Here is a 13,043-nt window from a genome sequence, read left to right as displayed (position 1 = left end):
ATCCCGCCGTCCGATCACTCGGCAGCAGCTTCTTCAGCCGCTTCGCCGCCACCCTTGGTGACGGCCGAGACGATGACCAGCTCATCGTTCGGGTGCGTGAAGGTCACGCCCTTGGGCAGAACGATGTCCTTCTGGTGCAGCGAAGCGCCGCCCAGCAGGTTGCCCAGGTCCACTTCGATGAACTGCGGCAGGGCTTGCGGCAGGCAGGTCACTTCGACTTCGTTGATGATGTGCGAAATGATGGCGCCGCTCAGCTTGACGGCCGGCGAGGTCTCGGCGTTGATGAAGTGCAGCGGCACCTTGGTGTGCAGCGCCTGGTTGGCGCTCACGCGCTGGAAGTCGACGTGCAGCACCTGTTGCTTGTAGGGGTGCCATTGAACGGCGCGCAGCAGCACCGGTTCGGTCTTGCCGTCTTCCATCGCCATGGTCAGGATGGAAGCGTGGAACTGTTCCTTGCGCAGGGCATGGTAGATCTCGTTGTGATCCAGTTCGACGTTCAGCGGGGCACCTTCACCACCATAAACAATGGCGGGGACACGACCCGCGCGGCGCAGGCGGCGGCTCGCACTCGTACCCTGGACGCTACGCGCAGTGGCATTGAATTTCATGGATGACTCCAAACTTTCTGGCGAAGAATTCGCCGGTTAACGACATGCCGGGCGACATGCCCGGCATGGGTTTGCCCCCCACCGCGACCAGTGGCGGGCAAATTCAGAACGCCGCAGAATCAGTCCGCAAACAGCGAACTGACCGACTCGGCGTTGGAAATACGCAGAATGGTCTCGCCCAGCAGCGCCGCGCACGACAGCTGGCGGATCTTGCCGCAACCCTGGGCTTCTTCGGACAGCGGAATGGTGTCGGTGACGACCAGCTCATCCAGCGACGAGGCGGCGATGCGCTCGATCGCGCCGCCCGACAGCACCGGGTGCGTGCAATAGGCATACACCGCGCCCGCGCCACGATCCTTCAGCGCCTGGGCGGCCTTGCACAGCGTGCCGGCGGTATCGACCATGTCGTCCATGATGATACAGGTGCGTCCGTCGACTTCGCCGATGATGTTCATCACCTCGGAGACGTTGGCGCGCGGACGGCGCTTGTCGATGATGGCCAGGTCGGCCTCGAGCTGCTTGGCCAGGGCGCGCGCACGAACCACGCCGCCGATGTCAGGCGACACCACGACCAGGTTCGAGAAGTTGCGGCGCCAGATATCGCCCAGCAGGATGGGGCCGGCATAGATGTTGTCGACCGGGATATCGAAAAAGCCCTGGATCTGGTCGGCGTGCAGGTCCATGGTGAGGACGCGGTCCACGCCGGCGACCTGCAGCATGTTGGCAACGACCTTGGCCGAGATGGCCACGCGCGCCGAGCGCGGGCGGCGGTCCTGGCGGGCGTAGCCAAAATAGGGAATGGCGGCGGTGATGCGGCCGGCCGAAGCGCGACGCAGGGCATCGACCATCACCATGATTTCCATCAGGTTGTCGTTGGTCGGCGCGCAGGTCGGCTGGAGCACGAAGACGTCCTTGCCGCGGACATTCTCGTTGATCTCGACCATCACTTCGCCATCCGAGAAACGCCCGACGGTCATTTTCCCCAGGGACATGTCCAGATGGTTGACTACGTCCACGGCCAAGCGGGTGTTAGCCGTGCCCGTGAAAATCATGAAGCTGTCGTTTGCCATGATGCTGTGATGGTCGTTCGAAACTGTGCCGGGCCGGGGCCTGCAGTCCAAATATTGTCTGCCGCGCGACGACTCAGAGCCGCGCAAGCCCCCGAAAACAAAAAAGCCGCTGAACCTGAGCCAGTTTCCATCGGCGGAGTTCAACAGCTTTTTTATGAATTTGGTTGGCTGGGGAGGAAGGATTCGAACCTTCGCATGCCGGAATCAAAATCCGGTGCCTTAACCAGCTTGGCGACTCCCCAACTAGTTTGCAATCCAGTGTTTTAGTGGATGTTCATTTAATCCGGCGCATGCCTTGATCAAACGAAATTCCAGTTTAACGCCGGTTTGCGTGTCGCTGATTTTTCTATCAGCGCCGCGCATTATAGCGGTATTTTCTAACTTTGCCAAATCGGCTTCTGTTTTTTTCGCAGCGGACAAATCCGCAAACTCAGCAAAAAGACAGGCGCCTGAACCTGACATGCGCACCGGAATTCCCAGCGCCGCCAGCGTTTCTGCTGCATCCCGGATAAGCGGGTAGCGCTGAAAAACTGCCGCTTGCATGTCGTTCTGGCCGAAGCCAGAAGTAGGCAAAGCAAGAAAGTCCGTAATTCTGACGCGTTTTGAATCGCGTGTCAAATCCGGGGCTGAAAATATTTCAGCCGTCGGCACGCTGACCGGCGGTTGCAGGACCAGATAGGCCGCCGGCGGCAGCGTCAGTGGCTGCAGATCCTCGCCCACGCCCTCGGCGAAGGCCGCCTGGCCGAATACGAATACCGGCACATCGGCGCCCAGCGGCAGAGCCAGCGCCATCAGCTCGCGACGCGACAGTCCGCAGCCCCACAGGCGATTGAGCGCCACCAGCGTGGTCGCCGCGTCGCTGGAGCCGCCGCCCAGTCCGCCGCCCTGCGGGATGCGTTTGCGCAAGCCGATCCGCGCGCCTTGCGACGTGCCGGTGGCAGCCTGCAGGCTGCGCGCGGCGCGCACGATCAGATCTTGGTCGGGCGTGACCCCTTCCAGCGTGTAGTCCCGCTCGATGACGCCATCGCCACGCGCCTCGAAGGACAGCTCGTCGCACAGGTCGATGAAGCGGAAGGCGCTTTGCAACAGGTGATATCCGTCGGCGCGCCGGCCAACGATGTGCAGGAACAGATTCAGTTTGGCCGGAGCCGGAACGTCGTAAAGCGTCACGATGGCGTACTCGGTGGCAGATGGCGCCGCTCAGGGCTGATCGACGACCAGGCGCACCAGAATGCGCCGGCCGGCGTCCTGGCGCTCCAGCACCAGCAGCCGCGGCCCCGCCGCGTCATAGCGCGACAGCCGCGCATGCCAGCCGTTCTGCACGAACTGCACCGGCTGACCGGCCTCGTTTCGTTGCACATCCGATGTCTGCGGCGCCACGCGGCCGCGCAACCAGTAGCGCAGATCCGACACCGGCACCGGACTGCCAAGGGCGTCCTCCACCAGGCTGTCGGGGTCTGGGGCCTGCAGCGTCGAGCCGTTGGCGCGCGTGAGCAGCGCGTGCCCCGGAGCGCCCTCGACCCGCGCCTCGATTGAGCCCAGCGGATTGGTCAGGTCCAGCACATAATCGCGGCCATTGTCCTGCCAGCGAAACCCGCCCTGCACCGCTTGCTGGCGGCCATCGAACTCGGTGGCCGAGATCGCGAACCGCCCGCCGCGGGCAAAGGCGTCGCCCGCCACGTCTTCGGACTTGGGCAGGCCGCTGCAGGCCGCCAGGGCCGCCACGCCCAAGGCAACGCTCAGGCGCAGGGCACGCGCCAAGCATTGGCGTCGAACGCCTGACAAAACGCTCACGGCTGGATCTCCAGGCGCTTCATGACTTCTTGCAGCAATGCATTGCGCGGATCGGCGCGCGAGGCGTCGCGCAGCAAGGCCTCGGCCTGCGCGCGCTCGCCCTGCGCAGCCAGCACTTCGGCCAGATGAGCGGCGATCTCGCTTTCGGGGCGCAGGCTGTAGGCGCGCTTGAGGTACTCGGCCGCCGCGCCCAGATCGCCCATGCGGAATTTCACCCAGCCCATGCTATCCAGGATGAAGGGATCGTCCGGCGCCAGTTCAAGCGCCTGGGTGATCAGGTCCAGGGCCTCGGGCAGACGCTGATTACGATCGGCCAGGGTATAGCCCAGGGCGTTGTAGGCGTGGGCGTGCTCCGGCTCCAGCGAGATCACTTCGCGCAGCAGTTTCTCCAGCTGGTCGATGCGGCCCAGACGCTCTTGCAGCATGGCCAGCTCATATTTGATCTCGACGCTGTCGGGATAGTCGCGATCGGCCTTCTCGAGCAGGGCCACCGCCTCTGGCACGCGCGACGCATCACGCAGGATCTGCGCCTGGGTCAGCAGGCCCAGCAATTGTTCTTCTTCGTCCTGGGCGCGGGCCGCGGCGATCAGCGCCAGCGCCTCGTCCACGCGGCCCTGGCGCGCACGCAGGGTGGCCTGCCGCATATTGGCCGCGTAGCGCATGCCCGGATCATCGATCTTGCCCAGCTCGGCGATGGCCTCGTCATAGCGGCCCTGATCCTCGGCGATGCGCGCCAGCAGCACGTGGGCATCGGCTGCCGCCGCACCGGCGTCGGTGGAGCCGGGCGCGGTGGACTGCTGACGCTGGTTCTGGACGTCCAGGTACTGGCGCAGCAGGGCGCGTGCGCGGTCCAGCTGACCGGCCTTGTAGGCCAGCTGCGCCTGCATGAAGAGCAGATCGAAATCTTCGGGCGCGCTGCGCGCCATGGCGGCCAGCTCGGCCTGCGCGGCCTCATAGTCGCCACGTTCGGCCATCTGGCCGGCCAGCATCAGGCGCAGCTTGCGGGCATTGGGATTACGGGCGATGAAGGCGCGCGCAGCCTCCTCGGCCTTGGCAGGATCGATATGCGAGCCGTACTCCAGCACACGCTGGGCGGCCGGTTCGGAACGCGGGTCGGCCGCCAGGGCGGCACGCGCCTCGGCGTCGGCACGCGAGAAGTCACCCGCCGCCTGGGCGGCATCGGACAGCGCCAGATGCGCCGTTGGCAGCTTGCGCACATTGTCGGGCAAGGCTTCGTCGAGGATACGCAGGGCCAGGCGGCGGTCGCTCATGCGGCTGAGTACCCCCATGGCCTGCGCGATGCCGCCGGCTTTGTCGGGCGTGGCGTCAATGCGTTCGCGCAGCGCACGCGCCAGGCCTTCGGTCTGCCCGTTGGCCGCCGCCAGCGCCAGCTCGGTGGAACTGGCCTCGATATCGCCGGGCGACAGGCTGGCCCAGGTGCGCGAGGCATCCAGGGCGCCGGCCAGGTTGCCAGCCGCCAGCTGGAATTCCAGGGCGCGCCGCGCCAGGCGCGGGTCGCCGGTTTCCTTGGCCAAACCGAGCAGCGTCATCGCTCCCCGTCCGTACAGCCCGCGTTGGGCGGCCACTTCGGCAACCACCAGGCGGTAAAAGAGATCGCCTGTCAGATTGACGTCGGGCAACTGCCCCGGATGCAGGCGGATGACCTGGGTTTCCGGCTCCTGAGGCATTTCCATCAGGCGCGGCCCGGTCGCGTCGCCGCTAGGACGAGGCCCTGCAGCCAAGAGGGGGGCTGCCTGCACGCTCGCCAGCGAAAGCGCCAGCAAGGCCAATCCATAATTAATGTGTTTGAACGACAACTTCACGCGGCCCGTCCGGTTGGTGGCACAATCTTCGTACACGTAATTGTCCATCTTACACTGGCTCATGCCGGAACTGCCTGAAGTCGAAACCACGCGTCGGGGAATCGACGCCGTCATCAGCGGCCAGACCTTGCGCGATCTGGTGCTGCGAGAATCCCGCATGCGCTGGCCGATAGCCGAGGGGCTCACCGCCCTGCTTTCCGGCCGGCGCGTGCTGGGTACCGGCCGCCGTGGAAAATACCTGTTGTTGCACTTCGAGCATGGCGTACTGATCGTGCACCTGGGCATGTCGGGCTCGCTGCGGCGCGTGCCGCTGGACGAAGCCCCGCGCAAGCACGATCACGTCGACTGGGTTTTCGACCATGCCATTCTGCGCCTGCACGATCCGCGTCGTTTCGGCGCCGTCCTGTGGCACCCGGCCCAGGCAGGCCCCATCGAAGCCCACCCCCTGCTCATCGGGCTGGGCATAGAGCCGTTCGACGAACGCTTCAATGGACAATGGCTGCATGACCATTTCCGCGGGCGGCGCGTGGCCGTGAAACAAGCCCTGCTGGCCGGCCATGCCGTGGTTGGCGTGGGCAATATCTACGCCTCCGAATGCCTGTTTCGCGCCGGCATCGATCCGCGCCTGGCTGCCGGCCGGGTGTCACGCCCGCGCTGCGAACGGCTGGCCCAGGCCATCCGCGCCACCCTGACCGACGCCCTGGAAAGCGGCGGCAGCACCTTGCGCGACTACGTCAACGCCACTGGCGAGCCGGGGGCCTACTTTGCCATCCATGCCGCCGTCTATGAGCGCGCCGGCCAGCCTTGCCGCCTCTGCGACACCCCCATCCGGCGCATCATCCAGGGCCAGCGCGCCACCTACTTCTGCCCCCGCTGCCAGAAGCGCTGATCCCGCCCGCGCCCCCCAGACGCCCCGGCGCGCCTAGGTAATTCGTTTATAGCAAACGTATTGCACAAAAACGAACGCCCCTCTATAGTCTTCACCTACCCGCTGCGCCCGCGCGCCCAAGGACATGGAGACAGCAATGAGCAAACAATTCGCCTCGCACGCCGACCTGGAAGACAAGGTCGTTTCCTTCGAGAAGCTTTCCGACAACGCCTATGCCTATACGGCCGAGGGCGACCCCAACACCGGCGTCATCATCGGCTCGGAGGCGGTGATGGTGATCGACACCCAGGCCACCCCGGTCATGGCCCAGGACGTCATCCGGCGCATCCGCGAAGTGACGGACAAGCCCATCAAGTACGTGCTGCTGTCGCACTACCATGCCGTGCGCGTCTTCGGCGCGTCCGCCTACCAGGCCCAGGAAATTCTCGCTAGCCGCGATACCTGGGACCTCATCGCCGAACGCGGCGAACAGGACAAAGCGAGCGAAATCGGCCGTTTTCCGCGCCTGTTCCGCAACGCGGAATCCATTCCGCCCGGGCTGGTGTGGCCCACCATGACCTTCCAGGGCGAGATGACGGTCAATCTGGGCGACCTGGAGGTCCGGCTGCTGCAGGTCGGGCGCGGCCACACCAAGGGCGACACCATTGCCTGGCTGCCTGAACAGAAGATCCTGTTCGCCGGCGACCTGGTGGAGTATCAATCCACGCCCTATTGCGGCGACGCCTACTTCCGCGACTGGCCCACCACCCTGGATGCACTGGCCGGCTTCGAGGCCGAGAAGATGGTGCCGGGCCGCGGCCCGGCCCTCAAGAACGCCACCGAGGTCCGACAGGCGCTGGCGGGCACCCGTGCCTTCCTGACCGATCTGTACGGCGCGGTCAACCGCGGCGTGGCCCAGGGCAAGGATCTCAAGACCATCTACCGCGAGGTCTATGACTTCATGAAGCCGCGCTACAGCGACTGGGTGATCTTCGATCATTGCATGCCTTTCGATGTGTCGCGCGCCTATGACGAGGCCAGCGGCATCGTCGATCCGCGCATCTGGACCGACAAACGCGATCTGGAGATGTGGCAACAGCTGGAAGGCTGAGCCCGGCCGGAGCGCCGCCTTTGGTTTTGGTATTACGCAGGCCCGCCGTCAAGAGCGGGCCGCGCCTGCGCGCGCCCATGCGCGGCCGCAACGATAAAAATCCACGCAGGAGATCGTCGTGGGAGACATTGATTACCAAGCGCTGGAGTTCGCCTACCAGCCCTGCGCCGACCAAGGGTCCGGCGCGCCTGTCCGCCATAGCATCGTCATCGTCGGCGCCGGGCCCGTGGGCCTGACCACCGCGCTGGACCTGGCGCGTCAGGGGTGCCGCGTGGTGGTGCTGGACGATGACTGCCGCCTGTCTACCGGTTCCCGCGCCATCTGCTTTTCCAAGCGCACGCTGGAAATCTGGGATCGCCTGGGCGTTGGCCAGCGCATGGTCGACAAGGGCGTGTCGTGGAACGTGGGCCGGGTGTTCTTCGGCGAGGGCGAGGTCTGTCATTTCGACCTGCTGCCCGAGAATGGCCATCGACGTCCGGCCTTCATCAATCTGCAGCAGTATTACGCCGAAGGCTTCCTGCTGGAGGCGGTGCAGGCCGAGCCGGCCATCGAGCTGCGCTGGAAGAACAAGGTCACCGGCGTGCAGGCGCTCGCCGACGGCGTGCGCCTGAGCATCGAAACCCCCGACGGCGGCTACAGCCTGCAGGCCGACTGGCTGCTGGCTTGCGACGGGGCGCGTTCGCCGGTGCGCAAGCTGCTGGGCCAGGAGGCCCATGGCCGCATCTTCAAGGACCGCTTCCTGATCGCCGATGTGAAGATGACCGCGCCCTTTCCGGCCGAGCGCTGGTTCTGGTTCGACCCGCCCTTTCACCCCAATCAGTCGGTGCTGCTGCATCGCCAGCCCGACGACGTCTGGCGCATCGATTTCCAGCTGGGCTGGAACGCCGACCCCGTCGAAGCGGTAAAACCGGCCAATGTGCTGCCGCGCATCCGCGCGCTGCTGGGCCCGCAGGCGCGCTTTGAACTGGAATGGGTCAGCGTCTACACCTTTGCGTGCGAACGCATGGACAGTTTCCGTCATGGCCGCGTGATCTTCGCCGGCGATGCCGCGCACCGGGTCTCTCCCTTTGGCGCCCGCGGCGCCAACAGCGGCGTGCAGGACGCCGAAAACCTGGCCTGGAAACTACGCCTGGTGCTCGATGGGCTCGCTCCGGACAGTCTGCTGGACAGCTATGCCGTCGAGCGCGAGCTGGCCGCCGACGAGAACATCCTGAACTCTTCGCGCGCCACCGATTTCATCACGCCCAAAAGCGACAACAGCCGCCACTTCCGCAATGCCGTGCTGAACCTGGCACGGCGCCATCCGTTTGCCCGCGGCCTGATCAACAGCGGCCGGCTGTCGCTGCCCTCCCGCTATGACGGCTCCCCGCTGAATACCGAAGACAGCGACGTCTTCACGGGCGGCATGCTGCCCGGCAGCGTCGCTGCCGACGCCCCCATCGAGACCGACGCCGGCCCCGGCTGGTGGCTGCAGCAACTCGACAGCGCATTCTCCCTGGTGCTCTTTTGCGGTAATGCCCCACCCATGGCGGCCTGGCTGGCCGACCTGAAAACGGTGGCGGCCAACCCGCTGGCGCCACGCATCCTGCTGGTGCGTCCCGCCGGTTCGTTCTGGCCGGCGCCGGCCGGCCTGAGCTGCGTGACCGACGTCCAGGGCGTGCTGAGACAGCGCTACGACGCCACGCCCGGAACCTGCTACCTCATCCGCCCGGACCAGCATATCGCCGCGCGCCATCGCAGCCCGGACGCCGAAACGCTGCGCCGCGCGCTGGCGCGTGCCGCCGGACACGCCTGAAAGGAGCTCCCATGTCCTTGATCCTGACCCCCAACCTGGCCGCGCCCGATGCGTTCTATCAGGCGCTGCTCGACGCTCACCAGGACCTGGAAGACACCCAGAGCCGGGAGCTGAACGCCGCCCTGATCCTGGTGCTGGCCAACCATATCGGCGACATGAAGGTGTTGCGCCAGGCCCTGGACGTGGCGCGGGAATCGGTTCAACCAGCCGCCTGAGCCCGGCTCGCCCGGCCTCAGGCGCGGTCGGCGAACGTATCGATGATGAGATGGCGCAGCCACTGGTTGGCGCCATCGCGCTGCAGGCGGCGGTGCCAGTAGAGGTTGGTCTGCAGGGCGGCCAGTTTCACGGGCGGCATCAGCCATTGCAGGCCAAAATGCGGCGCGGCGCTGGCCGCCAGCTTCTGGGGCACCGTGGCCAGCAGATCCGTGGTGCTCACGATATAAGGCACCGCGGAGAAATGCGGCACGCTGAACTGCTCTGCCAGCGCCAGGCCGGCGCGCTCCAGCGCCTGGTTGACCTGGCCTTCGGGCGCGGCACGCGAGACGATCAGATGCCGCTCGGCCCGGAATGCCCTGACGCTCATCCCGGCATGCGCACGCGGATGGCCACGGCGATAGAGCGTGGCGTAGCCCTGACGAAACAGCATGCGCTGGACCACCCCGCCGCCCAGTCCCTCGAAGGCGCCCAAGGCCAGATCCACCCGCCCGGCGTCGAGTTCGCGCTGCAGGTCGGCGCCGGCCAGGCGCAAGGAATCGATGCGCACTCCCGGCGCGTGACGCGCGCACAGCTCCATCAGACTGGGCATGAAATGGATCTCGCCCACGTCGGTCATGGCGATGCGCAAGCGGCGCTGGCTGACGGACGGATCAAAGGGCTGCACCGCGTCGGCCAGATGCGACAGCAACGACAGCGCCTCGCTCACCGGCCCACCCATGGCCTCGGCCAGCGGCGTGGGCTGCATGCCCTGCCCGGTACGCACGAACAGCTCATCGCCATAGGCCGCGCGCAAACGCCGCAAGGCATTGCTGACCGCTGGCTGGGAGAGGTCGAGGCGGCGCGCCACGGCCGATATGTTGCGCTCTTCGAGCAGGTGCTGAAACACCACGAGCAGATTCAGGTCGACCTTGCGCAAGCCATCCACGACGCCCCCTACTATTCATGAAATTTATATCTTCTATTTATACATTCCCATAGGCAGGGTGGGCAATTTTGCGCAGAATGGACAGCCTGCCGGGACCTGCCTTCCGGCCCACCCGAGAATACAAGGGGCCTTGCCGCCCGCCCCCGCCTGGAGACAACCATGCCGCTGAACTACCAATCCGGTTTCGGCAACGCCTGTGCCACCGAAGCCCTGCCGGGCGCGCTGCCCACCGGCCGCAACTCGCCCCAGCAATGCCCCTACGGCCTGTACGCCGAGCAGCTCTCGGGCAGCGCCTTCACGGTGCCGCGCGTCGAAAGCCGCCGCTCCTGGCTCTACCGCATCCGCCCGGGCGTCGTGCATCGTCCCTTCCTGCCTTATGAAGGCGCGCCGCGTTGGCTGGGCGGTTTCGGCCACGGCCCGGTCACGCCCAACCAGCTGCGCTGGAGCCCTCTGCCCATTCCCACCGCACCGACCGACTTCATCGAGGGGGTCCAGACATGGGGGGGCAATGGCGGCCCCGAGGAGCTCTCCGGCGTCGGCATCCATCTGTACGCGGCCAATCGCAGCATGCAGGGCCGGTTCTTCTACAACGCCGACGCCGAAATGCTGCTGGTGCCGCAACTCGGTCGCCTGCGACTGGCCACCGAGATGGGGCTGATCGAGCTTGCGCCGCTGGAGATCGCGGTGCTGCCGCGAGGCGTGCGCTTTCGCGTCGAACTGCTCGATGCCGAGGCGCGTGGCTACCTGCTCGAGAATTTCGGCGCGCCGCTGCGCCTGCCCGAGCTCGGCCCCATCGGCTCCAATGGCCTGGCCAATGCGCGCGACTTTCTCACGCCGGTGGCGTGGTACGAAGACATCGAAGGCGACTTCGAACTGATCGCCAAGTTCAGTGGCGGGTTCTGGCGCGCACCGCTGACGCATTCGCCGCTGGATGTCGTGGCCTGGCACGGCACCCATGCCCCCTACAAATATGATCTGCGCCGCTTCAACACCATCGGCTCGATCAGCTACGACCACCCCGACCCGTCCATTTTCACGGTGTTGACCTCGCCGTCGGACTCGCCGGGTACGGCCAACCTCGACTTCGCCATCTTCCCGCCCCGCATTCTGGCGATGGAGAACACCTTCCGTCCGCCCTGGTTCCATCGCAACGTGGCCAGCGAATTCATGGGCCTCATTCAAGGCATCTACGACGCCAAGGCCGAAGGCTTCGCACCGGGCGGCGCCAGCCTGCACAACTGCATGAGCGGCCACGGCCCCGATGCCGACACCTTCGAGAAAGCCAGTACGGCGGACACCAGCCAGGCGCATTACATCCGCGACACCATGGCCTTCATGTTCGAGACCCGCCGCGTGATCCGCCCGACCGAGCAGGCGCTGGGCTCGCCGCAGTTGCAAGCCGACTACTATCAATGCTGGCAGGGCCTGAAAAAGCACTTCAACCCCGAAAAGGCCTGACAGACGATCCGAGGCGCATACCATGCGCCCCCCCTTCCGCCATCGAGACCTGAGCGACGCATGACTCTGAACGAAACCCACGACGCCACCCTGAAAAGCTGGGTGAGCAGCGCCAATGACGGCGCCACCGATTTCCCCATCCAGAACCTGCCCTTCGCGGCTTTTCGCCGGCGCGGCACGAACGAGGCGTTCCGCCCCGGCGTGGCCATCGGCGAAGCCATCGTCGACCTGGGCGCGCTGCGCCAGGCGCATCCTTTCGAGGGCGCTGCCGCCGATGCCCTGCAGGCTTGCGCCGATACCCATCTGAACGCCCTGATGGCCCTCGGTCCCAAGGCCTGGAGCGCACTGCGTCTGGCGCTGTCGCGTGCGCTGCGCGAAGGGTCTGCCCAGCGCACGCTGATCGAACCGCTGCTGGTGCCTCAGGCGGACGCCGAGTTCACCACCCCGGCGCGCATCGGCGACTACACCGACTTCTACATCTCGCTGCACCACGCCACAGCGGTGGGCAAGCAGTTCCGGCCCGACAACCCGCTGCTGCCCAACTACAAGTGGGTGCCCATCGGCTACCACGGCCGCGCCTCCTCCATCGGCGTCGAACAGGTCTTCCCGCGCCCGGTCGGCCAGCAGCGCCCGCCCAGCGAGAACGCCGCGCCGGCCTTCGGCCCCAGCCAACGCCTGGATTACGAACTGGAGCTCGCCATCTTCGTCGGCCAGGGCAACCCGCAAGGCGAACGCATCGCGCTGGGCGACGCCGAAACCCATGTTTTCGGCCTGGGTATCCTGAACGACTGGTCCGCACGCGACCTGCAAGCCTGGGAATACCAGCCCCTGGGACCCTTCCTGGCCAAGAATTTCGCCTCCACGATCTCGCCCTGGATCGTGACGCTGGAAGCGCTTGCCCCGTTCCGGGCGCCCTGGAGCCGCCCGCAAGAAGATCCCCAGCCCCTGCCCTACCTGAGCGCGCCCGAGAACCAGGCGCACGGCGCCTTCGATGTGCAACTGGAAGTGTTGCTGACCACCGAGGCCTCGCGTGCCAGGCAGGCAGCGCCCGCCGCGCTGTCGCGCAGCAACTTCCGTGATGCCTATTGGAATGTGGCCCAACTGATCACCCACCACACCGTCAACGGCTGCAACCTGCAACCCGGCGACCTGCTGGGCACCGGAACGCTGTCCGGCCCGCAGGCCAGCGAAGCCGGCTCGCTGCTCGAACTGACAGCCGGGGGCAAGCAGCCGCTGACGCTGCCGTGGGGCGAGACGCGCACCTTCCTGGAAGACGGCGATCAGGTGATCATGCGTGCCGAGTGCATCAAGCCGGGCTATCCGCGCATCGGCTTTGGCGCCTGCGTCGGCACGGTCAGCGCCGCGCGCCCCTGAG

General features: G+C 66.1%; 12 protein-coding genes and 1 tRNA gene. 6 read left to right on the top strand and 7 right to left on the bottom strand.

From position 1 onward, the window contains the following. Nucleotides 1-14: 14 nt before the first annotated feature. From A7V84_RS09680 to A7V84_RS09655, 6 genes are all read right to left on the bottom strand, one after another. Entirely contained in the window at nt 15-608 is a 594-nt protein-coding gene (locus A7V84_RS09680) for a 50S ribosomal protein L25/general stress protein Ctc (protein ID WP_025513070.1), read from the bottom strand. A 119-nt stretch (nt 609-727) separates the two neighbouring features. After that, on the bottom strand, nt 728-1,678 hold the full coding sequence (locus A7V84_RS09675; RefSeq protein ID WP_025513071.1) for a ribose-phosphate pyrophosphokinase: 951 nt from the start codon (nt 1,676-1,678) through the stop codon (nt 728-730). Nucleotides 1,679-1,843: 165 nt separating this feature from the next. Further along, nucleotides 1,844-1,920, bottom strand: a tRNA-Gln gene (locus A7V84_RS09670). Nucleotide 1,921: 1 nt separating this feature from the next. Continuing rightward, entirely contained in the window at nt 1,922-2,848 is a 927-nt protein-coding gene (ispE, locus tag A7V84_RS09665; RefSeq protein ID WP_063491826.1) for a 4-(cytidine 5'-diphospho)-2-C-methyl-D-erythritol kinase, read from the bottom strand. Between the two features lie 30 nt (nt 2,849-2,878). Further along, nucleotides 2,879-3,463, bottom strand: coding sequence for a lipoprotein insertase outer membrane protein LolB (lolB, locus tag A7V84_RS09660; RefSeq protein WP_051348186.1), 585 nt, complete (start codon nt 3,461-3,463; stop codon nt 2,879-2,881). A gap of 5 nt (nt 3,464-3,468) precedes the next feature. Beyond that, complete coding sequence (locus A7V84_RS09655) at nt 3,469-5,358, bottom strand: tetratricopeptide repeat protein (RefSeq protein WP_025513074.1); 1,890 nt, start codon at nt 5,356-5,358, stop codon at nt 3,469-3,471. Here A7V84_RS09655 and mutM point away from each other — a divergent pair. The 4 genes from mutM to A7V84_RS09635 all read left to right on the top strand — a co-directional run bounded on the left by mutM (nt 5,357) and on the right by A7V84_RS09635 (nt 9,284). Next, complete coding sequence (gene mutM, locus A7V84_RS09650) at nt 5,357-6,184, top strand: bifunctional DNA-formamidopyrimidine glycosylase/DNA-(apurinic or apyrimidinic site) lyase (protein WP_025513075.1); 828 nt, start codon at nt 5,357-5,359, stop codon at nt 6,182-6,184. The two genes, A7V84_RS09655 and mutM, sit on opposite strands and share 2 nt — an antisense overlap. Before the next feature lie 136 nt (nt 6,185-6,320). After that, nucleotides 6,321-7,274 (top strand): MBL fold metallo-hydrolase, encoded by a 954-nt coding sequence (locus A7V84_RS09645; RefSeq protein WP_025513076.1) that lies wholly within the window; start codon nt 6,321-6,323, stop codon nt 7,272-7,274. A gap of 118 nt (nt 7,275-7,392) precedes the next feature. Further along, nucleotides 7,393-9,069: an FAD-dependent oxidoreductase gene (locus A7V84_RS09640; protein ID WP_025513077.1), complete on the top strand. Its 1,677-nt coding sequence runs from the start codon at nt 7,393-7,395 to the stop codon at nt 9,067-9,069. A gap of 11 nt (nt 9,070-9,080) precedes the next feature. Beyond that, nucleotides 9,081-9,284 carry a DUF2783 domain-containing protein gene (locus A7V84_RS09635; RefSeq protein ID WP_025513078.1) on the top strand — a complete coding sequence of 68 codons (204 nt, stop codon included), beginning with the start codon at nt 9,081-9,083 and terminating at the stop codon, nt 9,282-9,284. A gap of 17 nt (nt 9,285-9,301) precedes the next feature. Here A7V84_RS09635 and A7V84_RS09630 read toward each other — a convergent pair whose 3' ends face one another. Then, a complete protein-coding gene (locus A7V84_RS09630) occupies nt 9,302-10,210 on the bottom strand; it encodes a LysR family transcriptional regulator (RefSeq protein WP_025513079.1) in 909 nt (302 codons plus the stop codon). 159 nt (nt 10,211-10,369) lie between these two features. Here A7V84_RS09630 and hmgA point away from each other — a divergent pair, with 159 nt between their 5' ends. Both hmgA and fahA read left to right on the top strand, forming a co-directional pair. Then, nucleotides 10,370-11,668 carry a homogentisate 1,2-dioxygenase gene (hmgA, locus tag A7V84_RS09625; protein ID WP_063491825.1) on the top strand — a complete coding sequence of 433 codons (1,299 nt, stop codon included), beginning with the start codon at nt 10,370-10,372 and terminating at the stop codon, nt 11,666-11,668. 60 nt (nt 11,669-11,728) lie between these two features. Then, nucleotides 11,729-13,042 carry a fumarylacetoacetase gene (gene fahA / locus A7V84_RS09620; protein ID WP_063491824.1) on the top strand — a complete coding sequence of 438 codons (1,314 nt, stop codon included), beginning with the start codon at nt 11,729-11,731 and terminating at the stop codon, nt 13,040-13,042. Nucleotide 13,043 lies beyond the last annotated feature (1 nt).

Origin of the sequence: Bordetella trematum (assembly GCF_900078335.1) — a bacterium.
Taxonomy (GTDB): domain Bacteria; phylum Pseudomonadota; class Gammaproteobacteria; order Burkholderiales; family Burkholderiaceae_B; genus Bordetella; species Bordetella trematum.
Note: the sequence above shows the minus strand (reverse complement) of the source record. Positions and strands in the feature narration are given on the sequence as shown.